Source organism: Streptomyces venezuelae (assembly GCF_008642375.1).
GTDB lineage: Bacteria > Actinomycetota > Actinomycetes > Streptomycetales > Streptomycetaceae > Streptomyces > Streptomyces venezuelae_G.
In genome coordinates, this window is the sequence record NZ_CP029194.1 from 1,187,950 (window position 1) to 1,211,931 (window position 23,982).

Sequence of the window (23,982 nt, forward strand, 5' to 3'; positions counted from 1 at the left end):
TCTCAGGCGGGGAGGTGGTCGCCGACCAGGGCGAGGTTCTGGATGGCGGCCAGGCCGTACAGGGCCGTGGTGTTGGTGCTGATCCACAGGTTCTCGTAGCCGGGTTCGAGTGCGGCGGAGCCCTGGACGGGCGTCTTGTCCCAGACCATGGCCGCCGTGTAGCCGTCGCTCCTGTCGAACTTGGCCCAGGCGCGCGCGGCGAGCTTGGCATCGCCCAACTGGGCTGCTGCGTAGGCGTCCTGGCGTGAGTGGCCCTGGAAGAGGAGGAGGGTGCCGAAGTTCTTGCCGTAGCGGGCGGCCTGTTCGGTCTTGGAGGCGTTGAAGTAGCGGCAGTAGTCGAGCCAGGCGGCCTTGAACTGCGGCATGTCGACGAGGTCGATGAGCTCGGCGCACATCTCGACGAGGCCGAACATGGCGGAGAGGTGGGAGACGCCGACGACGGGTTCGGTCGCGACGGCGAAGCGGCCGGTGTCGAGGTCGTAGAGACCGGTGCCCTGGACGAAGCCGTTGGGCTGGGCGGCGATGGTCTCCATGGTGGAGCGCAGCCGGGCCTCGGCCTTGGCGGCCTTGGGGCCGCCCCGCTCCCACTCGGTGAGCCAGGCGGCGGCGAGACCGCTCCAGTCGGTGCCGAAGCCGATGGAGAGGGCGTGGCGGTCGGGCGTGTACGGCTCGGTGCGGATCTTGCGGATGGGGTCGAGGACGAGGAAGGTCTCGTCGGAGTCGACGAGGTCGTGCATGAGGTCGCCGACGCGTTCGTCGGCGGTGAGGAAGTAGTACGGACGCCGGTACACGGCGGTGGAGATGCGCTGCTGCTTGGCGCTGCAGGCGAAGTGCTGGACGCCGTGGCGGGTGCCGAGTCCCGCCCACTGTCCGATGTGGTAGACGTCGACCTCGCCGGTGTGGCGGGTCATCGCCTCGGCGAAGCGGAAGACGTCGGCGCGGCCGGAGCGCAGGTAGGCGTACCAGAGCCAGAGGTCGGGCGACAGCTCGGAGTTGTCCCAGGCGTAGCCGCCGACGTCGTACCGCCACTGGTGCCGGTCCTCGTCGTAGGTGTGCATGATGTCGCCGTAGTCCCAGAAGCCGTACCAACGGCGCTGCTCCGCCTGGTCCTTGTAGTAGGTGAAGAGGTAGTCGAGGTGGTCCTCGATCTTCGCCTTGGCGGGGGTGGAGCGGTCGACGGGCGAGAAGAGTCCGCCGAACACCCGTGCGCGGACGAGGTCTTCGGGGGCGACGGCGAGCTGCGGCGGGGTGCCGACGGCGGCGGACTGGGCGACGAGGGTCTCGGCGGCGGGGGTGGCGGCGTTGGCCCAGAACATGAGCTCGCTGGTGCGGGCGATGCCGTACGGGGTGCCGAACCCGGGCTGGTAGTCCTCGTAGGTGATGTTCAGCCCTTCGAGCTGCTCGGGGAAGGCGTCCTGGCCCATGCCGTCGTGGTAGAAGCGCAGGTCCATGGGCTGGGCCTCGGGCGACCAGAGCCAGAGGGTGACCTCGGCCTCGTCCCCCGCGGCTCCCCGGATGTCGAGCTGGGCGGGGTGCTTCTGCCAGAAGTCCCGCAGGCCGAAGGAGAGTCCGCCGGTCACGCCGCCGACGTAGCCGAAGCCGTTCGCTCGGCGGCCGCCGCCGGCCGGGATCCAGCCGTGTCCTGCCTTGGTCCGCTTGCGCAGGGCGAAGCCGTCGGCGGAGAGCTGCGAGAGGGTGTAGTCGCCCCAGGTGGGGACGTACTGCATCCGGGTCGTGACGCGCTGGTCCCAGGTGGCGGGGTCGGGCAGCTTCTCGCCCTTGACCTGGGCCGTGCGGACGGCGGCGCCGGGGTCGCGGCGCAGGCCCGTGATGCCCTGGACGGCCTCGGTGAGGAAGCCCGCGCCCTCGCCGGCGAGGCGGACGTGCCGGTCGTAGGCGGCGTCGCGCATGGGGACGGTGAAGCGGACGCCGAGCCCGCGGATGAAGTCCTTGTTCTGGTCGCCGTCGTAGGTGATGGTGTGGACCATGCGGAAGGACTCGGAGCCCGCGTAGAAGTAGAGGCGCACGGAGAACGGCAGCCAACTGCGGCTGCCCTTGCGGTGCTTGCCGTCGATGCGGACCACGGCCCGGACGGGACCGTTCTGCTCGACGGTGGCGCCGGAGATCTCGCCGTCGAACCGCTCCCACTTGGCGTTGCCCTGGTCGCCGTCGTCGAGGTCGCTCTGGCGGAGCAGGACGAGCCGGCCGTCGGTGGCGATCTTCACTCCGTCGCGGGTGACGGACTCGACGAGCTTGCCGCCGTCCTTGGAGACGACGGCCCGGACGGTGCCGGTGTCGACGGTGATCCGGCGACCCGTCTCGGTGACGGAGACGGTCTTCGTGGCGGTGGCGGGGGTCCCGGGGGCGAGGGTGAACCGCTCGGCCCCGGCGGCCTCGGGCCCGACGGCGTGCGCGGTCCACTTGAGGGAGCCGTCGGGCCAGCGGGCGGTGGTCCAGGTCTGCACGGGGACGGCGGCGCCGTCGGCGGTGGTGAGCGCGAAGGCCTGGTCGCCGGGGTGGACGCCCTGGGGCCAGGCGGCCCCGAAGGTCGACCCGGCCGCCGCCCCGAGCCCACCGGGCTCCAGCCACGCGACGGTGGAGGGCCGGTCGGCCGCGGGGGTCTCGGCGGGCACGGCGGCGGCCTGGGCGTCCCCGCGCCCGAGAGCCCAACTGAACTGCGCGGCGGCACCGGCGACGGCGGCGGCCTTGAGGAGGGAGCGACGAGGTAGAGAGGACACGGAATCTCCTTTCAGGGGCACGCCCGAGGGCGTGCCTGCGGAAGCGGGGGGATGGGGGCCGCCTCGGACGGCGCGGCCGTGGCGGCACGGGGCGGCGGAGCTGGGGACACCTGGGCCCACCCCCGTACGAGCACGGGGAACCCGGCCCACACGGGCGGGACACGCGGGCCCCCGTGTGGGCATTCGTCCCGCTGGGGCTGGGGGTCCCCTCTGGGGGAGGGTGGGCTCACGGGACGGCGCCCTTCGCGGGCGCCTCCGCCCCCTGCACCGGCCCGCGCCACCAGCGAGCCGAGCACCGGGTGCGGGTCCAGGCGCGGAAGCCTCTGGCGCCGGCAGGGGCGCCGTCCCGTTGTGCCCACCCTCCCCCAGAGGGGGGACCCCATCCCCAGCGGAACGACTGCCCACAACGGGGGTGGGGCACCGCCGTAGTGAACGGGACCCGACCCGGCAGCACACTGCCCACAACGGGGGTGGGGCACCGCCGTGGCGGGCGGGACCCGACCCCGCGGAACGACTGCCCACAATGGGGGGGGGTGGGGTGCCGCCCCAGCGGGCGGGCTCCCAGCCGGCGGAACTGGTGCCGGGGTGGACCCAGGGACCGGGGCCGCGGCCTGGCGCGACCGGGAAGGGTCGCGGCCCCTGGAGTCGAGGTCAGGCCGGGACCGCCCTCCGGTGTTCGGCTGCCGTCGTGGCGGCGACGAGGATGCCGACGGCCGGCAGGGCCAGAGGGGCGGAGAACCAGGCCGACGCGGCGATCACCGCCAGACCGCACACCACGAGCAGGGAGCCCGCGGGGTCGCGCAACGCCCGGCGGGCCGCCGGGCCGAGGAGGGCCCGCCAGCGCAGCCCCGGCCGCCAGGCCGTTGCCGCCCGCAGGACGGTGACCGTCAGCCAGATCGCCGCGAGGATCGCGAGGGTGCCGGCCGCCTTTCCCCCGGGCACGGGCAGCGCCCGTACGAGAGCGAGGTCGGCGCCCGCCAGGGCGAGCGCCGCCCCGTAGGCGACCCCCGCGGCCCAGCCCCCGCCCCGCAGGGCGGCCCGCAGATCGGCCGCGAAGAACCGCAGGCCCGCCTGCTCGTCGCCGGTCCAGCGCCGCAGGTGCCCCGCGCCGGCGGCGAGCGCAGCCGGCAGCGTCACCAGGGGCAGCGCGGCGACGGCGATCCACACCCCCACCAGGAGGCACTCGGCGAAGACCCCGAACCCCGCCAGGAACCGGCCCTTCGGACCACGGCCGCGCGCGCTCATCCCTTGAGGCCCGACGTGGCCATGCCGTCGATGAGGTAGCGCTGGAAGGCGAGGAAGAAGGCGACCACCGGGAGCAGCGCCACCAGCGACATCGCGATCATGCCGCCGTAGTTGGCGACGCCGTCCTGGTCGACGAACATCTTCAGGCCGAGCGAGACCGTGTACTTCTCGGGTTCGTTGAGGTAGATCAGCGGGCCCATGAAGTCGTTCCACGCGTTGATGAACGTGAAGATCGCGCTGGTGATGAGGGCGGGCCGGCACAGCGGCAGCACGATCGACCAGTACGTCCGCAGGTGCCCGCAGCCGTCGAGGCGGGCGGCCTCGTCGAGCTCCTTCGGCAGTCCGCGCATGAACTGGAGCATCAGGAAGACGAAGAAGGCGTCCGTCGCCAGGTACTTGCCGAGCAGCAACGGCGTGTAGGTGTTGATCAGTTCGAGCTTCTGGAAGAGCACGTACTGCGGGATGAGCAGCACATGGTACGGCAGGAGCAGCGTGCCGATCATCAGGGTGAAGAGCACTCCGCGTCCGGCGAAGCCGATCTTGGCGAAGGCGTACGCGGCGAGCGAGCTGGAGATCAGCACGCCCACCACCGAACCGACGGCCAGGAAGAGGGAGTTGCCGAAGAAGGTGGAGATGGGGATGTCGGCGATGCCGTCGGCGAGCCGCCGGTAGTTGTCGGTGATGGGGTCGGCGGGGAAGAGGGTCAGGCTGCCGACGATCTCGTCGTTCGGCTTGAAGGAGCCACCGATCACCCACACCACGGGGTAGAGGATGACGGCGAGCACGGCCAGGGACCCGAGGTGCCAGGCGACCGAGGCCTTGTCGATGCGCGTGAGGCTCATCGGGCCCCCTCCTCGTAGTGCACCCAGCGCCGCTGGGACCAGAACAGCACCGCGGTGACCAGGCCGACGGCGAGCAGAAGCATCCAGGCCATCGCCGAGGCGAGACCCATCCGGCTGTTCTCGAAGCCCTGGATGTAGAGGTAGCAGGTGTAGACGAGCGTGCCGTCGGCCGGCCCGCAGGCGTTGCCCTGGCTGCCGATGATGTAGGCGGAGCCGAAGATCTGGAAGGAGTGGATGGTCTCCAGGAGGACGTTGAAGAAGAGCACCGGGGAGATCATCGGCAGCGTGATGTGCCAGAACCTCCGCCACGGGCTCGCCCCGTCGACCTGTGCCGCCTCGTACAACTCCCTTGGCACCTGCTTGAGTCCGGCCAGGAAGATGACCATGGGGGCGCCGAACTGCCAGACGGTCAGCGCGACCAGGGCGTAGATGATGCGGTCGGGGTCGCCGATCCAGCCGCCGGCGTCCAGGCCGAAGACCCGCTGGGCGCGGTCGACGGCGGCGCCGTCGGAGAAGATCGCGCGCCAGACGATGGCGATGGAGACGCTCGCGCCGATGAGCGAGGGCGCGTAGAACGCGGCCCGGTAGAAGCCCTGTCCGCGCCGGCTCTGGTTGAGCAGCAGGGCGACGCCGAGCGCGGCGGCCAGTTTCAGCGGGGTGCCGATCACCACGTACCAGCCGGTGATCTCGACGGAGGTGCGCCAGCGGGGGTCGCCGAACATCTCGGTGAAGTTGTCGAGGCCGATCCACTTCGGGGCGTCGAAGAGGTTGTAGTCGGTGAAGGCGAAGTAGAGCGAGGCCACCATGGGACCGGCGGTGAGCAGGAGGAAGCCCGCGATCCAGGGGGACATGAAGAGATAGCCCGCGAGGTTCTCGCGGCGGGCCCGGTGGGGGCGGGGCGTGCGGCCCGCCGCCCGGGGCGGGCGCCCGCCGCCGGCCGGGGAGTCCGCGGAGGCGGCTTCCCCGGCGGTGCGGGTCACCGGCACGGGGGTCGGTGCGGAGGTCACGGCGGCGTCCATCAGGAGGAGAGCGCCGTCTTCGCCTCGGTGAAGTACTGCTTCACCGCGTCGGCGACCGGCCGCTCCCCGAGGGACATCTCCTCGGCGAGCCGCATGAACGCGGCCTCGCAGACGTCGGCGCCGGCCGGGTGCGGTGTGATCGGCTCCAGGACGCGGGACTCGACGAGCTGCTTCTCGTACGCGGCGATCTGCTTGCCGACCTCGTCGGTCGGTACGTACGCCTGGTACTGGGCCTCGGTGGCCGGGACGCCCCGGTCGTACCCCATGATCTTCCCGACCTCGGGGTCGTGGACCATGAAGTCGATGAACTGGGCGGCCTCCTTGGGGTGCTCGGTGCGCTTGGAGGCGCTGAGCATGAGGGAGCCGAGGTACTGGCCGGTCTTGCGGCCGTCCGTGGTGGGGATGGGGGCCAGGCCGTACCGGCTCTTGCCCTCGGCGGTGTAGCGGACGGCGAAGTTGTCCCAGGTGAACTCGCAGCCGGCGAGTTCGGCGGTCACGGCCGACTTGGGCTTGGCCGGGATGGTCTTCTTCGGGTCGGCGTAGACGCCGGACTTCACCCGCGCCGCGGCCTTGGTCCACCAGTCCGTCAGGTCCGCCTCGGTGAAGCCGAGGCCGGAGGTGGTGAAGAAGGCCTTGCCCTGCTGGCGCAGGTAGAGGTCGTACAGGTACATGATCCCGTACGGACCCGCGTCGCCGGCCCGGCCCTGGGTCTGCCGGATCCTGGCGAGGGCCTCGTGGTACTCGTCCCAGGTCCAGCCGGGCTTCGGGCTGACCCCGGCCTTGGTGAAGACGGCCTGGTCGACGACGAGGGCCATCGAGTTGCTGCCGACGGGGACGCCGAGCAGCTTGCCGTCGACCTCGCCGAACTTCTCCAGGCCGGCCCGGAAGCCGTCGAGGCGGAGGTTCCCCGCCCCGGCCTGCTCGCGCAGGTCGAGAAGGACGTTCTTCGCGTCGTACTTGCGCAGGAAGCCGATGGCGTTCTGGAAGACGTCCGGCGCGTTGCCGCCGGACGCCTGGGTGTTGAACTTCTTCCAGAAGTCGGCGTAGGGCTGGAAGTCGGTCTTGATCTTGATCTTCGGGAACTTCTTCTCGAAGAGCGCGATCGACTGGTTGATCCGCTTGGCCCGGTCCTCCGAGCCCCACCAGCTGTACCGAAGGGTGACGGTGCCGTCTCCGGAGCCCGAGCCGGTGCCACAGCCCGCCGCGGTCAGGCCGAGGGCCGCAAGGGAGCCGCCGGCGACCTTCAGCATGCTCCGACGGTCAACAGTGCCTTGAGTGCGCACAGTTCGTCCTCCGCGCGTTAATGGAACGTTTCAGGAAAGCGCTTGCTGGGACAAAGTAGGGTCGCCGGCCAGCCACGTCAACGCTTGCGACCGGATCTTCCGAAGCGCTTCGAATCGAGCGAGGTGAGGACGCTTGTGAAAGGATTCAACAGGAGCTCTGTCAGGCCAGCCGGATGACGTTCCAGGACATCGGCTCCAGGACCGCCCGCAGCAGCCCGTCGTCGAGCGTCGAGCCGTCCACCGTGTGCGGCAGGACCCGCTCCGGTTCCGCCGCCGTGTTGCGGGCCTCGGGGTCCGCGTCGGCGAGCGCGCTGTGCTCGACGACCCGGTCGAGACCTAGCCCGCGCAGGGTCACCTCCAGCGGCAGGGGCGATTCCCGGTCGCGGTTGACGGCGAAGACCGTCACGGTGCCGTCCTCGGCGCGTACCGCCGTGGCGTGGAGCAGGGGAACCTCCCCGTACTTCGCCGTGGGGTACGCGGGCGAGTCCACGCGGACGTCGAGGACCGTGCCCCGGCCGTGCCGGGAGGCCTGGGCGAAGGGGAAGAAGGTGGTCTGCCGCCAGGCGGGGCCGCCGGGCTCGGTCATGATCGGGGCGATCACATTGACGAGCTGGGCGAGGCAGGCCACCGCGACCCGGTCGGCATGGCGCAGCAGCGTGATGACGAGGCTGCCGAGGACGACGGCGTCGGCGACGGTGTAGACGTCCTCCAGGAGCCGTGGGGCCTCCTGCCAGTCCTCCACCGCGTGCGGGTTGGGCCGGCGCTGGTACCAGACGTTCCACTCGTCGAAGGAGAGCGTCAGCTTCTTCGCGGACTTCAGCCGGGCGCCGACATGGTCGCAGGTCGCGACAACCTCCTCGATGAAGGCCTCCATCTCGACGGCGGAGGCGAGGAAGGAGTCGCGGTCGCCGTCCACCTCCTCGTAGTACGCGTGCAGCGAGACGTGGTCCACGACCTCGTACGTCTCCGCCAGGACCGTCGCCTCCCAGGCGGCGAAGGTCGGCAGCCCGCGCGCGGAGCTGCCGCAGGCGACGAGTTCGAGGTCCGGGTCGATGCTCCGCAGGGCGCGCGCGGTCTGCGCGGCGAGCCTGCCGTACTCCTCGGCGGTCTTCTGGCCGGTCTGCCAGGTGCCGTCCATCTCGTTGCCCAGGCACCACAGGCGGATGCCGAAGGGGTCCTTGTCGCCGTGGGCGACGCGGCGGTCGGAGAGCTCGGTGCCGCCGGGGTGGTTGGCGTACTCGACGAGGTCCATGGCCTCGGTGATGCCGCGGGTGCCGAGGTTGATCGCCATCATCGGCTCGGTCTGGGGTCCGGCCTTCCGCAGGAAGGTCATGAACTCGCTCAGGCCGAAGCGGTTGGTCTCGGTGGACCGCCAGGCGACGTCGAGCCGGCGCGGCCGCTCGTCGACCGGGCCGACGCCGTCCTCCCAGCGGTGGCCGGAGACGAAGTTGCCGCCGGGGTAGCGGATCGCGGTGACGCCCAGTTCACGGACGAGCTCCAGGACGTCGGTGCGCAGACCGTCCTCGTCGGCGGCCGGGTGGCCGGGCTCGTGGATGCCGGTGTAGACGCAGCGCCCGAGGTGCTCGACGAAGGAGCCGAAGAGGCGGGGGTCGACGGGGGCGACGGTGAAGTCGGGGTCGAGGGTGAAGCGGGCGGTGCGCTCGGGGAGTGACACGCGGATCCCTTTCGTTCGAAATATCGACCACTGGTCGTGTGTCCGAACGAGAAGGTAGGAGCAGGGACTTCGGGCGTCAATGGATCACCGAAGGGGCCGGGCACGCGTGAAGGCCGGGCGGCCCCCTCTCGGGGTCCACCCGGCCTCGTCGCACGCGGAGCCGTCTCCATGCGGGGCGGGCTGCTACTCGAGCAGCTCCGCGTACGAGCCCATGGCCAGGGCGATGTCCGCCTGGGCCCAGAACCGGTGGTAGGTGAAGACGGGGGCCGCGCCGCCCGCCAGGTAGGCCTCGATCTTCGGCCAGGCCGGGTCGTCCTGGTAGAAGCTGCGCATCGAGGCGAAGGTGGAGGAGGCGTTCACCGTGTCGCCGTTCGGCATGACGCCTGTCCAGCCGCTCGGGACGAACACCGGGTCGTCGAAGCGGTTGTAGTCGGCGCGGGTCTCCTCGACGGCGATGCCCAGCGGGTCCTGGTGGTGGTCCCACATGCCGTCGAGCAGGGCCTTGGCGACGCGCTTGGCCTCGGCGTGGCCGGACTTGGCCGCGTAGTAGGTGAGGGTCTTGGCGTAGGCGGCGGCGACACCGACGTCGTTCGTGTAGTCGGCGACGGTGACGTGCAGGCCGGCGTTGGCGCCGGGGTTCGCCGCGTTCCAGGTGTCGGGCGCACCGGACCACTGGAGGGTGGAGGGGATGCGATAGGTGCCGTCCGGGTTGATCGTGGTCTTGGACAGCGCCCAGGAGACCCACTTGTCGAGGACGGTCTTCGCCTCGGCGTCACCGGTCTGCTGGTAGTACTCGGCGACCCGCTCCATGGACCAGGCCTGGAAGCCGAACCACTGGTTGGACGCCGGGTCGTGGTAGACGGGCTTCTCGTCGTAGAAGAGGCCGTGGAAGGTGGGCGTGCCGGCCGGCGGGGTGGCGTAGCGGCCCTGCCAGCTGTTGGTGGCACCGCCGGCGATGGCGCCCTCGTCGGACTGGAGCCAGCGGTAGAACTCCAGCTGGCGGTCGAGGCTGGTCGCCCAGTCGGCCTGGCCCGTCGCGGACTTGGGCTTGAGGGGGGCGTAGGAGCTGAGAGCGTACGCGGCGAGCGGGTTCTGGTAGCCGCTGTGGTTGTGGCTGGAGCCGATGCGCCAGGACCAGCCGGCGGAGGTGTCGGTGGCACCGCCCCAGGCGTAGTACCAGGAGAGCAGGTAGGTGGCGCTGTCCTTGCCGGTGCCCGCGGGGCAGGCGGTCGGTCCGACGCAGTTGCCGGCCTTCTTGAAGTACTTGTCGAACATCGCGTACCGCAGGTAGTCGCCCATCTTGGCGGCCTTGCCGACGGTCGCGGACACCTGGGCACCCTTGCCCTGCTGCTTGGCCCAGAGGTCGGCCCAGTAGGCGGCCTGGACGGCACGGGCGTCGGCGTCGGGGGCGTTGGTGAACTTCCACTGCTTGGCGTAGGAGGCGTCCCCGGTGAAGAGGTCCAGATAGCCGTTCCGCCCGCCGTAGGAGAAGTTGTCGCAGGTGGGGTGGGTGACGGTCTCCCAGACGGACTCCTGCGGTCCGCGCTGGAAGGTGTTGATGTAGGAGGGGCCGGTCGCCGTCGGTCCGGCGGAGCACTTCCCGGGCTCGTTGCCGAAGCCGTAGACGTTGTCGACGTCCTGGATCCAGTGCATGCCGTAGATGTCGTCGGTGCCGTAGGCGCCCTTGAGCTCGCCGGCGATCGGGTCGGAGCCCGAGGTCACGCCGCCGTCGAGCCGGGCCGGGTACTGCGAGGGCAGGTCCCACTCGGGAGCGTAGGTCGCCGGCTTGGAGGCGTTGTACGAACCGGTGGTGGGCGTGTCGGCGTGAGTGGGGATCATGAATTTCTCCATGGTCTCCCAGGCGCCGTTGAACTTGGTCCAGTCGCCGGTGATCTTGCCGTACATGGCCTGGAGCCAGATGAGGTAGCTGTACGCCTCCGAGGTCGTCTCGTGCCCGTGGTCGGGGGCCTCGACGATCAGGGTCTCGACGGAGTGGTACGGGATGCCCTCGGGCGAGAAGTAGCCGTTGGCCGGGTTGGTGATCTTCCCGTGGAGGTCGAGGAAGCGGGCGTCGTACGTGGAGTTCGCGGCCAGCTGGGCGACGGTGACCTCGGCCTTGGCGTGGCCGGGGGCGGTCGCGGTGAAGACGGCCGAGCCGGTGCCGGTGGCCGCGGCGGCGACGGTCACCTTCTGGGCGGTGTTCCAGTTCGCCGGGGTGAAGGTGAGGGTCGCGGGGGTCGCGGTGAGGTTGGTGTTGCCGGAGGTACGGGCGACACTCACCGTGACGTTCGCGGTGGGGGCGGTGGAGAGCTTCAGGTCGAAGGTGCCGGTCGCGCCCTGGCGGACGCCGAGCTGGCTCGGGGAGGCGACGAGCGCGGCCCCCGCGGCGACGGTGATGCCGACGGGCGCCGACTCGGCGGAGGCGCCGAGGCTGTCGTAGGCCTTGGCGTACAGGGAGTGGGAGCCGGCGGCGAGACCCGCCGCGCTGAAGGTGAACGGCGCGGTGGTGTCCGTACCGAGGAGCGTGGTGTCGCTGTAGAACTCCACCTTGCCGACGGTGGCTCCGTCGGCCGCCGCGGCGGTGGCGGCCAGCGGGACCGCGTCGCCCGCGGTGAAGACGGCGCCCGCGGTGGGGCTGGTCAGGACGGCGACCGGTGGCTGGTGGGCGCCGGTGCAGGGGGTGCCGTTGACCGCGAAGGCGGTGGGGGCGGCGTTGGCACCGCTGTAGGTGAACTGGGCGCCGGTGGTGGTGGCGGCGCCGGCGGCGAGGGTTCCGTTCCAGGACGCGTTGGTCACCGTGACGTTCTTGCCGGACTGGGACCAGTTGCCGCTCCAGCCGTTGGTGAGCTTCTGGTCACCGGCGTAGGAGTAGGTCAGCGTCCAGCCGTTGAGGGCTTCGGCCGCCCGGTTGGTGAGCGTGAGTTCGGCGGTGAAGCCCGAACCCCAGTCGTTCGTCCTGTAGTCGACGCTGCACTGCACGGATGCGGCCTGGGCGGTGGAGACGGCGCCGAAGGCCGTGAGACCCAGGGGGAGGGAGAAGGCCGCGGCCAGCGCGGTCAGTGGCCGACGTGGTCGTAGTCGATGCATGCGGGTGGTTCTCCTCGCGGCTCGGGAGGATGGGGGTGCGAAGAGCGGATGGGCCTGTAGGGACAAGCCCTGAACCAGTGGGAGCGCTCCCACTGTGCAGTTGGGCCGCATCGGCGTCAAGACGTGCGAAGAGTCGAAGGCGAATGACGAGGAAATTTACCCAACCCCTCTTTTCCTTGGGGACAGTTGACGCTACGGTCTGCCCGACCAGTGGGAGCGAATCCGTCCGGCCGGCGCATCACCCGTGGTGTGCCCTCGCTGCGAGGACTCGCTCATGCGACATCCCCCACGTCTTTCCGCGCTGCTCGCAGGAGCGGCGCTCACGATGGCGAGCACCGCGTTCGCCGTCATGGGTACGGCCTCAGGAGCCGCGGCCGCATCCGTCTGCACAGTGGAGTACTCGGTCGTCGGCCAGTGGGGCGGCGGCTACCAGGGCGCCGTCACTGTCACCAACAACAGTGCTGCGCTGAGCAGTTGGAGCCTCGGCTTCGACTTCCCGGCCGGCCAGGCCGTCAGTCAGGGCTGGGGCGGCAAGTGGTCCCAGTCCGGGGCCTCCGTCACGGTCGTGAACGAGAGCTGGAACGCGGCGCTCGGCACGGGCGCCAAGGTGACGGGCGGCTTCATCGCCTCCTGGACGGGTGCCAACACGGCACCCACCGCCTTCACGCTGAACGGCACGCCGTGCGACACGGGCGTGCCGCCGACCCCGACGCCCACGCCGTCGACCCCGACGCCGACCCCTACCGCCCCGACGACTCCGCCCACCACTCCCCCGACCACCCCGCCCACCACTCCCCCGACCTCGCCGCCGACTCCCGTCACCGGCGCGCCCGAACTCGGCGTCACGGGAAACAAGTTCACCGACCAGAACGGCGCGGTCCGCCGCCTCCTCGGCGTCAACCGCTCCGGCGGCGAGTTCATGTGCGTCCAGGGCCACGGCTTCTTCGACGGTCCCGTCGACGACGCCTCGGTCAAGGCCATCGCCGACTGGAAGGCCAACACGGTCCGCATCCCCCTCAACGAGGAATGCTGGCTCGGCCTGGACAACATCAAGCCCGAGTACCGGGGCACGAACTACATCGACGCGGTCAAGGACCTGGTGACCAAGGTCCTCGCCCACGGCATGACCCCGGTCGTCGAACTGCACTGGACGCACGGCCAGTACACGGGCAACTCGGCGGGCTGCTCCGACGTGCACGCCTCCTGCCAGAAGCCGATGCCGGGCGCCCGGTACACGCCGGCGTTCTGGACCTCGGTGGCGAACACCTTCAAGAACGACAAGCGGGTCGTCTTCGACCTGTTCAACGAGCCCTATCCGGACCGGGCGACCTCCACCGCGACCCAGGCCTGGTCCTGCTGGCGCGACGGCGGCACCTGCCCCGGCATCGGCTACGAGGTCGCCGGCATGCAGGCCCTGGTGGACGCGGTCCGCGCCACGGGGGCGAAGAACCTCGTTCTCGTCCCGGGCATCGCGTACTCCAACGACCTGAGCCAGTGGCGCGCGTACAAACCCACTGACCCGGCGGGCAATCTGGCCGCCGCCTGGCACGTCTACAACTTCAACACCTGCGCCGACGAGACGTGCTGGAACAACACCCTCGCCCCCGTGGCCGCCGAGGTTCCTCTCCTCGCCGGCGAGATCGGTGAGAACACCTGCGGACACGCATTCATCGACCGCGTCATGAAGTGGTTCGACGACCGCGGCCTCTCGTACCTGGGCTGGACCTGGAACACCTGGAACTGCAACTCCGGTCCCGCGCTGATCAGTTCGTACGACGGCACTCCCACCGCATTCGGCACCGGGCTGCGCGACCACCTGCGCAGCCTCACCCCCTGAAAGGACCCCCACCCGCATGAGCCGCACCAGAAGCACCAGCCGTACCGCCCTCCTGGCGGCACTCGGCCTCATCACGGCCACCGGCGCGACCGCCACCGTCCTCGGCACCGCCACCGCCGGCGCCGCAGCCCCCGGCTGCAAGGTGGACTACCAGATCACCAACCAGTGGAGCACCGGCTTCGGCACGAACGTGACCGTCACCAACACCGGTGACGCGTTGTCCTCCTGGACCCTCGAATGGTCCTACGCCGGCAACCAGCAGGTCACGCAGGGCTGGAACGCCACCATCACCCAGTCCGGCGCCGCCGTCACCGCCAAGAACGTCTCCTACAACGGGACGCTCGCCACGGGCGGCTCCGCCTCCTTCGGCTTCAACGGCTCCTACAGCGGTACGAACGCGGTGCCGGCCACCTTCACGCTGAACGGGGTCGTCTGCAACGGCGCCACCCCGACGACGCCGCCCACCACCCCGCCCACGACTCCCCCGACCACGCCTCCCACCACGCCGCCGGGGACCAAGGCCGACAACCCGTACGCCGGCGCCAAGGTCTACGTGAACCCCGAGTGGTCCGCGAAGGCGGCGGCCGAGCCGGGCGGCTCCAAGGTGTCCAACCAGCCCACCGGCATCTGGCTGGACCGCATCGCCGCCGTCAACGGCTCCGCCACCTCCATGGGCCTGCGCGCCCACCTCGACGAGGCCCTGAAGCAGAAGGGCACCGGAGAGCTCGTCGTCCAGCTGGTCGTCTACAACCTGCCCGGCCGCGACTGTGCCGCCCTCGCCTCCAACGGCGAGCTCGGCCCGACGGAGATCGGCCGCTACAAGACCGAGTACATCGACCCGCTCGCGGCGATCCTCGCCGACTCCAAGTACGCCGGCCTGCGGATCGTCACCACGGTCGAGATCGACTCGCTGCCCAACCTGGTCACCAACGTCTCCGGGCGTCCGACGGCCACCCCCAACTGCGACGTCATGAAGGCCAACGGCAACTACATCACCGGTGTCGGCTACGCGCTCAAGAAGCTCGGCGCCATCGCCAACGTCTACAACTACATCGACGCCGGCCACCACGGCTGGCTGGGCTGGGACGACAACTTCGGCCCCTCCGCGGAGCTGTTCAAGCAGGCCGCCTCGGCCGAGGGCTCCACGGTCGACAACGTGCACGGCTTCATCGTCAACACCGCCAACTACAGCGCCCTGAAGGAGGACCACTTCAAGATCGAGGACTCCGTCAACGGCACCTCCGTGCGCCAGTCGAAGTGGATCGACTGGAACCGGTACACCGACGAGCTGTCCTACGCCCAGGCCATGCGCGCCAAGCTGGTCTCCATCGGCTTCAACAGCAACCTCGGCATGCTGATCGACACCTCCCGCAACGGCTGGGGCGGCACCCAGCGGCCCACCGGCCCCGGCGCGCTCACCAACGTCGACACGTACGTCAACGGCGGCCGCTTCGACCGTCGCCTCAACCCCGGCAACTGGTGCAACCAGTCCGGTGCCGGTCTCGGCGAACGGCCCCAGGCGGCGCCCGCCGCGGGCATCGACGCGTACGTCTGGATGAAGCCCCCGGGCGAGTCCGACGGCGCTTCCAAGGAGATCCCGAACGACGAGGGCAAGGGCTTCGACCGGATGTGCGACCCGACGTACACGGGCAACATCCGTAACGGAAACAGCATGTCGGGCTCGCTGCCGGACGCCCCGCTCGCGGGCAAGTGGTTCTCGGCCCAGTTCCAGGAGCTCCTGAAGAACGCCCACCCGGCGCTGTAACACCCCTCGCGAGACCTCTCGCCCGAGGCCTGCGGCCGGCCGGATCCCCAGGGTCCCGGCCGGCCGCAGGAGTCTTCCCGTACGCCGGGGAGACTCCCCCTGCGCACGGGATTCAGCAGGAATCGCGCACGATCAGCTCCGTCGGCAGGACGTGCCGCCGCGGCTCCTCCGGCGCCGCCCCACTCCCCTGGATCTCCCGGATCAGCATCCGCGCCATCGTCCGCCCCATCTCCTCGATGGGCTGCCGCACGCTCGTCAGCGGCGGATCCATCAGCCGCGCCACCGCCGAGTCGTCCACCCCCACCAGTGCCACGTCCTCGGGCACCCGCCGCCCGGCCTCCCGGAGCACCCCGCGCGCCCCCGCCGCCATCACGTCGGAGGCGGCGAAGACGGCGTCCAGGTCCGGCCTGCGGTCGAGCAGCACCCGCATGGCCCGCCGGCCGCCCTCCTCGGTGAAGTCGCCCGCGGAGACGAGGGCCTCGTCCGGCGCGTGCCCCGCCTCGGCGAGCCCGGCGCGGTATCCGCCGAGCCGGGCGCGGGCCACGTACATGTCGAGCGGCCCGGTGACGGTCGCGATACGGCTCCGGCCGCCGCCCACGAGGTGCGCGACGGCCGCGCGCCCGGCCCCGATGTTGTCGGAGTCGACGTACGGCACGGGCTCGGCCTCCGAGCGGCGCCCGTTCATGACGACCGGCAGGCCGAGCTCGCGGATCCGGTCGGGCAGCGGGTCGTCGCCGTGGACGGAGGCGAGCAGGACGCCGTCGACGCGCTGCGCGGCGAGGTACTGCTCGAAGCGCTGGCGCTCCTGCTCGCTGCGGACCAGCGTGAGCAGCAGCTGCTTGTCGGCGTCGGCCAGTGCGGCGCTGACCCCGCGGATCAGGTCGAGGAAGTACGGCTCCGCGAAGAGCCGGGCCTCGGCCTCGGGGATGACGAGAGCGATGGCGTCGGTGCGGCTGCCGGCGAGAGCGCGGGCGGCCTGGTTGGGTACGTAGCCGAGTTCGGCGACGGCTCTGGCGACGGCCGTTCTGGTCTGCTCGCTCACCCGGGGGGAGCCGTTGATCACCCGGGAGACCGTGCCCCGGCCGACGCCGGCCCTGGCCGCGACCTGTTCCAGGGTCGGTCTGCCGTTCTGCCGTCCGTTCACAATCGCCGAGCTCCCCTCGTAGGACATCGCGCAGCCCACCAAGACCACTACGGGAATGGGAGCGCTCCCACACTAGTTCACCGCCCTCCTTCCGCGCCACGCGCATGCGTTCAGGAGATGACGGCCCCGCCCCCGCCCGGCCCCGGCGAAACCCCCCGGGCACCTTCCGGTAACGAATCCGTGTTCATGTCTTGACACCCGCACCCGCCAGGCAGCAACCTTCCGGCAACGACGTGGGAGCGCTCCCATCGGGGCGCACACAGCCTGCATCAGGTCCTGGCGGGCAGCCGCCGAGCCGCGATCAGCCGGCCGGACCTCTCGGCGCACAACGAGCACCACCTTGGGACGAGGAGAGTGGAATGCGCACTTCCAGCAGCAGACGCGGACGCCGTGCGGCGATCGCGGCGGTCGCCGTCGTCGTGACCGGTACGACCCTGCTCACCGGTTGCGGCAGTGACAGCGACGACAAGGGCGGCGACGCCCAGGGCGGCGGCAAGATCACCCTGCGGGTCGGGACCTTCGGTTCCTTCGGCTACGACAACAAGACCGGCGCCAAGCTCTACGCCGAGTACGAGAAGGCCCACCCCAACATCAAGATCGAGGAGACGAACGTCTCCGACGGCCAGAAGTACTGGGACACGCTGAAGCTGCGCCTCGCCCAGAACAACGGTCTCGCCGACATCCAGGCCGTCGAGGTCGGCTACATCGCCGAGGCGACCGGCGAGACCATGGCGGACAAGTGGGTCGACCTGAGCAAGGAGGGCGGCGCGGACATCGGCGCCTTCCTCGACTGGAAGGTCAAGCAGGCGACGACGGCGAGCGGCAGCGTCATCGGCCTCGGCACCGACATCGGCCCCATGGCCGTCTGCTACAACAAGGAGCTCTTCGCCAAGGCCAAGCTGCCGACCGAGCGCGACGCCGTCGCCAGGCTGTGGGCCGGCGACTGGTCCAAGTTCCTCGAGACCGGGAACACGTACAAGAAGAACGCGCCCGCCGGCACCGCCTTCCACGACTCGGCGAGCGGCCTCTTCAACGCCGTGGTCTCCAGCGACCCCGTCCAGTACGCCGACGCGAGCGGCAAGCTCGACTGGGAGAACAGCCCCGGCGTGAAGAAGGCCTGGGAGACCGCCGTCGCGGCGAGCGAGGGCGGACTCACCGCCAAGCTCCGCCAGTTCGACGAGAAGGGCACCTGGAACGCCGCCTTCAAGAACTCCAAGTTCGCCACGGTCGCCTGCCCCAGCTGGATGACCGGCATCATCAAGGACCAGGCGGGCCCCGCCAACCAGGGCAAGTGGGACATCGCCGCGCCGCCGGTCTCCGGCAACTGGGGCGGCGCCTTCCTCGCCGTGCCGAAGTCCGGGAAGCACACCAAGGAGGCGGCCGAGCTCGCCGCCTGGCTGACCGCCCCCGAGCAGCACGCCAAGGTCTTCGCGGTCAACGGCAACATCCCCTCGTCCAAGGACACGCTCACCTCCTCGGCGGTCCAGGACGCCAAGCTGCCGTACTTCGGCGAGACCCCGGTCGGCAAGATCTTCTCGTCCGCCGCCGCCGGGATCACGCCCGCCGTCATCAGCCGCTGGGACGGTCAGGTGAAGACCTTCCTCACCGACAACGGCATCCTCGACATCGAGCAGCGCGGCACCGACCCGGCCAAGGCCTGGGAGAACGTCAAGAAGCTGGTCGACGACAAGATCGACCAGTAGCGGGGGCGCCTGCCGGTCCGCGCCGCCCGCGGGCGGCGCGGACCGGCACCGTCCGCACCACCGCACGCATCGACCTGGAAGGACGCCCCCGTGGCCACCTCCGTTCGGGCGAGGCCTGACGGCTCCCCGCCGCCCGCCGCACCGCCCTCCTCCTCCGGCTCCCGGAGCCGCCGCTCCGCCCCCGGCCGCCGGCGCAGCACCCTCTACCGCTGGGACATCAAGGCGACCCCGTACCTCTTCATCGCCCCCTTCTTCCTCACGTTCGCCGCCTTCGGCCTCTTCCCGCTGATCTACACGGGCTGGCTCTCGCTCAACCGGGTGGAGCTCGGCGGTGACCCGCAGTGGAAGGGCCTGGAGAACTACACCGATCTCGCGACCAGCGAGTTCTTCTGGAACGCCCTCGCCAACACCTTCACCATCGGGGTCATCTCGACCGTCCCCCAGCTGCTCATGGCCCTGGGCCTGGCACACCTGCTCAACTACAAGCTCCGCGGCCGCGGCTTCTTCCGGATCGCGGTCCTCGCCCCGTACGCCACGTCGATCGCGGCGGCGACCCTGGTCTTCGCCCAGCTCTTCAACACCGACTACGGGATGATCAACACCGTCCTCGGCTGGGCCGGCTTCGACCCCGTCCAGTGGGAGTCCTCCAAATGGCCGGCGCAGATCGCGATCTCCGTGATCGTCACCTGGCGCTGGACCGGCTACAACGCCCTGATCTACCTGGCCGCCATGCAGGCCGTGCCCCAGGACCTCTACGAGGCCGCCTCTCTCGACGGGGCGTCGCGCTGGCGCCAGTTCATCAGCGTCACCATCCCGTCGATCCGGCCGACCATCCTCTTCACCGTCGTCGTCTCCACCATCGGCGCCACCCAGCTCTTCGGCGAGCCGATGCTCTACGGCGGCAGCGTCGGCATCAGCGGCGGCAGCGGCAACCAGTTCCAGACGCTGAGCCTGCTGATGTACGAGAAGGGATGGGTGAACAACGCGCTGGGCCAGGCCTCCGCCATCGCCTGGATCATGCTGCTGCTCCTCCTGATCGTCGGCGGCGTCCAGGCGCTCGTCTCCCGTCACAACCGCAAGAAGCTGGGAGGCTGACCCCATGGCCCGCACTCTCGACAGGGAGGCGCCCCGGTCCGGGCGCCGGTTCCGCCAGACGGCCGGCCGGCAGCACCACGCCGGCCCCCTGACCTACGTCCTGCTGGCCGTGGCCGCCGTGGTCTCGCTCTTCCCGCTGTACTGGAACCTGGTCGCCGCCTCGCACAGCGGTGAGCGCGTCGTCCAGGCGCCGGCGCCGCTCCTGCCCGGCCCCCGCCTCCTGGACAACCTCAGCTTCGCCTGGAACCAGGTCCACATGGGCGAGGCGCTGATCAACACCACCGTCGTCGCCGGTCTGGTGGCCGCGTCCACCGTCGTCTTCTCCACGCTCGCCGGCTTCGCCTTCGCCAAGCTGCCGTTCCGGGGCCGCGGCATGCTGCTCTCGCTCGTGGTCGCCACCATGACGATCCCGCCGCAGCTCAGCGTCATCCCGCTGTACCAGATCATCACCGACCTCGGCTGGTTCGACCAGCTCCAGTCCGTCGTCCTGCCCTCGCTCGTCGCCGCCTTCGGCGTGTTCTTCATGCGCCAGTTCCTCGTCGAGGCCCTGCCCGTCGAACTGGTCGAGGCGGCCCGCATGGACGGCGCGCACAGCCTCCGGGTGATCTGGCACGTGGTCTTCCCCGTGGCCCGGCCCGCGATGGCCGTGCTCGGCATGCTCGTCTTCGTCCAGGCGTGGAACGACTTCTTCTGGCCGTTCATCGCGCTGACCCAGGACGGCAACCCCACCCTCCAGGTGGCCCTCGCCGGCCTCGGCGCGGGCAACCACACCGTGGACCACGCCGTCGTCCTGACGGGCGCCCTCATATCCACGGTGCCGCTGCTGCTCGTCTTCGCCTTCCTCGGCAAGCACATCGTCGGCGGCATCACGGCAGGCGCCGTCAAGAGCTGAGCAGCCGCACCTGCTGCGCACCGCACTTTCCGAACGTACCGACCCCGTACCCGCGTTGGGAGCGCTCTCCTATGACCGCGTCCGAAACCCGGCCGCTCACCGCCACCCGCTCGTTCCCGTCCGACTTCCTCTGGGGCGCCGCCACCGCCGCGTACCAGATCGAAGGGGCGGCGGCGGCGGACGGCCGCACACCGTCCATCTGGGACACCTTCTCGCACACCCCCGGCAAGGTCTTCGAGGGCCACACCGGCGATGTGGCCGTCGACCACTACCACCGGTTCCGCGAGGACGTCGGCATCATGTCCGAACTGGGCCTGAACGCCTACCGGTTCTCCGTCTCCTGGTCCCGCGTCCAGCCCACCGGCAGAGGGCCCGCCGTCCAGAAGGGCCTGGACTTCTACCGGGCCCTCGTCGACGAGCTGCTCGCCGCCGGGATCGCGCCGGCCCTGACGCTCTACCACTGGGACCTGCCCCAGGAGCTGGAGGACGCCGGCGGCTGGCCCGAGCGGGCGACCGCCGAGCGGTTCGCCGAGTACGCCGGGATCGTCGCCGACGCCCTCGGCGACCGGGTCACCCGGTGGACCACGCTGAACGAACCCTGGTGCAGCGCCTTCCTGGGGTACGGCTCCGGCGTCCACGCCCCGGGCCGCACGGACCCGGTCGACTCCCTGCGGGCCGCCCACCACCTCAACCTCGGGCACGGCCTCGCCGTCCAGGCCCTGCGGGCCGCCCTCCCGGCGGACCGGCAGCTCGCGGTCTCCCTCAACCTCCACGAGGTGCGCCCGATGACGGACTCCGCCGAGGACCGGGACGCGGCCCGCCGCATCGACGCCGTCGGCAACCGGATCTGGCTGGGCCCGATGCTGGACGGCGCCTATCCCGAGGACCTTCTCGCCGACACCGCGCACCTCACCGACTGGTCCTTCGTCCGCGACGGCGACACGGTGGCGGTACGGCAGCCGCTGGACCTGCTGGCCGTCAACTACTACACGCCGACGCTGGTCTCGCACGTCCCGGCGGGCGCGGAGAAGCCTCAGGACGACGGGCACGGCAACAGCGAGCACTCGCCGTGGCCCGGCGCGGACTCCGTCGCCTTCCACCGCGCGCCCGGCGAGCGGACGGCGATGGGCTGGCCGGTCGACGCGAGCGCACTGTACGACCTGCTGAGCCGGGTCTCCGCCGCGTACCCGGACCTGCCGCTGGTGATCAGCGAGAACGGCGCCGCGTACGAGGACGAGGTCGGCGAGGACGGCTCGGTGCACGACCCGGAGCGCGCGGCCTATGTGCACGCGCATCTGGAGGCCGTGCACCGCGCGCTCGCGGACGGGGTGGACGTGCGCGGCTACTTCCTGTGGTCGCTGCTCGACAACTTCGAGTGGGCGTACGGCTACGCGAAGCGGTTCGGCGCGGTCCGGGTCGACTACGACACCCTGGAACGCACCCCGAAGTCCAGCGCCCGCTGGTACGCGCGGGTGGCGCGGACGGGCGAGCTGCACGCCCCGTAGAGACTGAGGCGACAACGCGATCGGGCCCTGCCGGACCACCGGCACGGCCCGATCGGCATGTCACCGGAGCAGCCTAGTTCTGTGGCGACGGCATGTCCTTGACGAACACGAGCCCGTCGCTGCCCGCCAAGTGCGCCGGGTCGAGCGGGGCGTAGCCGAACCAGGGGGAGACGCGCGGCACGGGCGGCGGATCGCCGAGGACGGCCGCGAGCCGCCGGGCGTCGACGACGCAGCGGTCCTCCGGGAGCGCGTACAGGAGCCCTTCGACGGTGTCCGCCGGGGGTGTGCCGACGCCCTGGTGCCGGATGGTGCCGAGGGCCGTGGCCACGAAGGCGTACTCCCCGCCGAGCCGGGCGCTCACCAGCGCTCCGGCGCTCCACCACTCCAGCCGCTCGCCCCCCATGGTCATCGAGCTCTTCTCCCGCTGGAGATGGGCGTTGTGGGTGTGGACGAACACCGGGCCCCGGGCGGCGAGGGCGAGGAGGTTGTCGGCCATCATCTGGTCCCGCAGGCCCGCCAGTCGGCTCAGGCGGGCCGGAGAGGTGTCGGCCATCCAGTGGTGGTAGCGCAGGAGGCCGACGGCGGTGCGCCCGTAGAGGCACGCCCTGTCCCACTCCTCCGGCGAGGAGACCGCGAGCAAGTGGGGTCGTCCGGCGTCGAGGAGGGCCGCCGAGTCGTCGGCGAACAGGCGCAGTTCGCGGGCCTCGGCCGACTGCCCCACGGACCGGGCGGGGTCCCGCATCGCGGCGGGTTCGGTCCAGCGGTCGTCGGGGCCGAGCAGGCGGTCGAGCGTTTCCGCCGTGCCGGGGAGCAGGTCCGCGTCGAGCCGGGCCGCGAGGTAGGCGTGGAGTGCGGTGAGGGCCTGCCGGGGGCTCGCGGCGGCGGTGATCTCCAGCGGGCCGTCGAAACCGGCGAAGCGGACCTGCTCGGACGCGGGCCGGCCGTCGTTGTGGGCACGCATCCAGCGGATCAGCTCTCGGTTGGCCGCGGACGCACCCCAGCCGTGGCTGAATCCGTGCTCCATGGCCTCGTCGAGGGTGCCGCCGGTGCCCGAGGTGACGTATTCGTCCACGAGGAGGCCCGCCAGGCAGTCGGTCTCGATCGCGAGGGTCCGGTAGCCCTCCTGCTCGACGAGCTGCCGGAAGAGTTCGTTGCGGAGGTCGAGGAGGGTGTCCTCGCCGTGGGTGGGCTCGCCCAGGGCGAGCAGCCGGGGCCGGTTCGGGAGCAGCCGCAGGACGGCGGCGGCCTCGACGGGATGGATGGTGCCCTTGATGTCGTCCGTGATGTCAGTCGCCATGCCTTCAACGCTATCGTTGAAGCATCGGTTGAGACTTTTCCCCGATATCGTCGGCCTCATGGGGAGAAACCTTCAAAGCCGGGATCGGCTGAGGCCGGTCGATCTGGCGCGCGGGCACGGTCTGTCCACGCAGGCCGTCCGGAACTACGAGGAGGCCGGCATCCTCCCGGCCGCCGACCGCACGGCCCACGGCTACCGCACGTACACCCCGCTGCACGCGGGGGCCCTGCGCGCGTTCCTGGCCCTGGTGCCCGGCCACGGCCACGGGACGGCGGCGGCGGTCATGCGGGCCGTGAACGAGGGCACGGTCGACGAGGGGTTGCGCCTCATCGACGAGAGCCACCTGCAGCTGCTCGACGACCGGCGGACGCTCCAGGACGTGGAGAGCGCGCTCCGCGACCTCGCGCCCGCCGTCCACGACCCGGAGCCCGTCACGGCCTCCGGTCCCGGGGGTGCGTTCATCGGGTCGCTGGCGAGGAGGCTCGGCATCCGGCCCGCGACGCTGCGCGCGTGGGAGCGGGCCGGTGTGGTGAGCCCACGCCGCGACCCGCTGACCGGCTACCGCGTCTACGACGCGGCCGACGTGCGGGACGCGCGACTGGCGCACCAGCTCAGGCGGGGCGGCTATCCGCTGGAGCGGATCGCCCCGCTGATCGCCCAGGTGCGGGCGGCCGGCGGTCCGGAGCCGCTGGAGGCGGCGCTGGGCGACTGGCAGGGCCGGCTGTCCGCCCGCGGGCGGGCGATGCTGACCGGGGCGGCGGAGCTGGAGGCGTATCTGCGACAGCTGGGGTGAGGTCCCGGCCCGTGAGCTCCCGGCCCCCACCCTTGTGCCCGGCCCTGCCGCCGGGGCCGGAC

The 23,982-nt window shown here is 71.0% G+C and carries 16 protein-coding genes; 7 read left to right on the forward strand and 9 right to left on the reverse strand.

What is annotated here, in order from left to right:
- Positions 1-2 precede the first annotated feature (2 nt).
- From DEJ46_RS05180 to DEJ46_RS05210, 7 genes are all read right to left on the reverse strand, one after another.
- On the reverse strand, positions 3-2,738 hold the full coding sequence (locus tag DEJ46_RS05180; protein ID WP_150264386.1) for a Tat pathway signal sequence domain protein: 2,736 nt from the start codon (positions 2,736-2,738) through the stop codon (positions 3-5).
- 651 nt (positions 2,739-3,389) lie between these two features.
- On the reverse strand, positions 3,390-3,983 hold the full coding sequence (locus DEJ46_RS05185) for a hypothetical protein (protein WP_150264387.1): 594 nt from the start codon (positions 3,981-3,983) through the stop codon (positions 3,390-3,392).
- Positions 3,980-4,825 carry a carbohydrate ABC transporter permease gene (locus DEJ46_RS05190; protein WP_223834516.1) on the reverse strand — a complete coding sequence of 282 codons (846 nt, stop codon included), beginning with the start codon at positions 4,823-4,825 and terminating at the stop codon, positions 3,980-3,982. Before DEJ46_RS05190 ends, DEJ46_RS05185 begins: the two co-directional genes overlap by 4 nt.
- Positions 4,822-5,844: a carbohydrate ABC transporter permease gene (locus DEJ46_RS05195; protein ID WP_411757719.1), complete on the reverse strand. Its 1,023-nt coding sequence runs from the start codon at positions 5,842-5,844 to the stop codon at positions 4,822-4,824. The genes DEJ46_RS05190 and DEJ46_RS05195 overlap by 4 nt, the downstream gene beginning before the upstream one ends.
- Complete coding sequence (locus tag DEJ46_RS05200; protein ID WP_150264388.1) at positions 5,844-7,094, reverse strand: ABC transporter substrate-binding protein; 1,251 nt, start codon at positions 7,092-7,094, stop codon at positions 5,844-5,846. Before DEJ46_RS05200 ends, DEJ46_RS05195 begins: the two co-directional genes overlap by 1 nt.
- Before the next feature lie 193 nt (positions 7,095-7,287).
- Entirely contained in the window at positions 7,288-8,802 is a 1,515-nt protein-coding gene (locus DEJ46_RS05205) for an alpha-N-arabinofuranosidase (RefSeq protein ID WP_150264389.1), read from the reverse strand.
- Positions 8,803-8,985: 183 nt separating this feature from the next.
- Positions 8,986-11,889: a glycoside hydrolase family 48 protein gene (locus DEJ46_RS05210; RefSeq protein WP_150264390.1), complete on the reverse strand. Its 2,904-nt coding sequence runs from the start codon at positions 11,887-11,889 to the stop codon at positions 8,986-8,988.
- 274 nt (positions 11,890-12,163) lie between these two features.
- Here DEJ46_RS05210 and DEJ46_RS05215 point away from each other — a divergent pair, with 274 nt between their 5' ends.
- Positions 12,164-13,726, forward strand: a complete 1,563-nt coding sequence (locus DEJ46_RS05215) for a cellulase family glycosylhydrolase (protein ID WP_190622447.1) — start codon at positions 12,164-12,166, stop codon at positions 13,724-13,726.
- A gap of 16 nt (positions 13,727-13,742) precedes the next feature.
- A complete protein-coding gene (locus DEJ46_RS05220) occupies positions 13,743-15,491 on the forward strand; it encodes a glycoside hydrolase family 6 protein (RefSeq protein WP_150264391.1) in 1,749 nt (582 codons plus the stop codon).
- Positions 15,492-15,603: 112 nt separating this feature from the next.
- Here the strand turns inward: DEJ46_RS05220 and DEJ46_RS05225 are convergent, their stop codons facing one another.
- Positions 15,604-16,635 (reverse strand): LacI family DNA-binding transcriptional regulator, encoded by a 1,032-nt coding sequence (locus tag DEJ46_RS05225; RefSeq protein WP_411757720.1) that lies wholly within the window; start codon positions 16,633-16,635, stop codon positions 15,604-15,606.
- Positions 16,636-16,994: 359 nt separating this feature from the next.
- Between DEJ46_RS05225 and DEJ46_RS05230 the strand changes: the two genes are divergently transcribed.
- From DEJ46_RS05230 to DEJ46_RS05245, 4 genes are all read left to right on the forward strand, one after another.
- A complete protein-coding gene (locus DEJ46_RS05230; RefSeq protein ID WP_150264393.1) occupies positions 16,995-18,338 on the forward strand; it encodes an ABC transporter substrate-binding protein in 1,344 nt (447 codons plus the stop codon).
- A gap of 90 nt (positions 18,339-18,428) precedes the next feature.
- Complete coding sequence (locus DEJ46_RS05235; RefSeq protein WP_150264394.1) at positions 18,429-19,433, forward strand: carbohydrate ABC transporter permease; 1,005 nt, start codon at positions 18,429-18,431, stop codon at positions 19,431-19,433.
- Positions 19,434-19,437: 4 nt separating this feature from the next.
- Positions 19,438-20,325: a carbohydrate ABC transporter permease gene (locus DEJ46_RS05240; RefSeq protein ID WP_150264395.1), complete on the forward strand. Its 888-nt coding sequence runs from the start codon at positions 19,438-19,440 to the stop codon at positions 20,323-20,325.
- A gap of 71 nt (positions 20,326-20,396) precedes the next feature.
- Positions 20,397-21,830, forward strand: a complete 1,434-nt coding sequence (locus tag DEJ46_RS05245; RefSeq protein ID WP_150264396.1) for a GH1 family beta-glucosidase — start codon at positions 20,397-20,399, stop codon at positions 21,828-21,830.
- Positions 21,831-21,903: 73 nt separating this feature from the next.
- On the opposite strand, the gene DEJ46_RS05250 is transcribed toward DEJ46_RS05245, so the two are convergent.
- Positions 21,904-23,127, reverse strand: coding sequence for an erythromycin esterase family protein (locus tag DEJ46_RS05250; protein WP_150264397.1), 1,224 nt, complete (start codon positions 23,125-23,127; stop codon positions 21,904-21,906).
- Positions 23,128-23,185: 58 nt separating this feature from the next.
- Between DEJ46_RS05250 and DEJ46_RS05255 the strand changes: the two genes are divergently transcribed.
- Complete coding sequence (locus DEJ46_RS05255; protein WP_150264398.1) at positions 23,186-23,920, forward strand: TioE family transcriptional regulator; 735 nt, start codon at positions 23,186-23,188, stop codon at positions 23,918-23,920.
- Positions 23,921-23,982 lie beyond the last annotated feature (62 nt).

What these genes read in the sequence shown, in the direction of transcription:
- DEJ46_RS05185 (WP_150264387.1), bottom strand. Translation starts at nt 3,983, where the DNA reads ATGAGCGCGCGCGGCCGTGGTCCGAAGGGCCGGTTCCTGGCGGGGTTC.
- DEJ46_RS05210 (WP_150264390.1), bottom strand. Translation starts at nt 11,889, where the DNA reads ATGCATCGACTACGACCACGTCGGCCACTGACCGCGCTGGCCGCGGCC.
- DEJ46_RS05255 (WP_150264398.1), top strand. Translation starts at nt 23,186, where the DNA reads ATGGGGAGAAACCTTCAAAGCCGGGATCGGCTGAGGCCGGTCGATCTG.
- DEJ46_RS05250 (WP_150264397.1), bottom strand. Translation starts at nt 23,127, where the DNA reads ATGGCGACTGACATCACGGACGACATCAAGGGCACCATCCATCCCGTC.
- DEJ46_RS05215 (WP_190622447.1), top strand. Translation starts at nt 12,164, where the DNA reads ATGCGACATCCCCCACGTCTTTCCGCGCTGCTCGCAGGAGCGGCGCTC.
- DEJ46_RS05200 (WP_150264388.1), bottom strand. Translation starts at nt 7,094, where the DNA reads ATGCTGAAGGTCGCCGGCGGCTCCCTTGCGGCCCTCGGCCTGACCGCG.
- DEJ46_RS05245 (WP_150264396.1), top strand. Translation starts at nt 20,397, where the DNA reads ATGACCGCGTCCGAAACCCGGCCGCTCACCGCCACCCGCTCGTTCCCG.
- DEJ46_RS05220 (WP_150264391.1), top strand. Translation starts at nt 13,743, where the DNA reads ATGAGCCGCACCAGAAGCACCAGCCGTACCGCCCTCCTGGCGGCACTC.
- DEJ46_RS05230 (WP_150264393.1), top strand. Translation starts at nt 16,995, where the DNA reads ATGCGCACTTCCAGCAGCAGACGCGGACGCCGTGCGGCGATCGCGGCG.
- DEJ46_RS05190 (WP_223834516.1), bottom strand. Translation starts at nt 4,825, where the DNA reads ATGAGCCTCACGCGCATCGACAAGGCCTCGGTCGCCTGGCACCTCGGG.
- DEJ46_RS05195 (WP_411757719.1), bottom strand. Translation starts at nt 5,844, where the DNA reads ATGGACGCCGCCGTGACCTCCGCACCGACCCCCGTGCCGGTGACCCGC.
- DEJ46_RS05240 (WP_150264395.1), top strand. Translation starts at nt 19,438, where the DNA reads ATGGCCCGCACTCTCGACAGGGAGGCGCCCCGGTCCGGGCGCCGGTTC.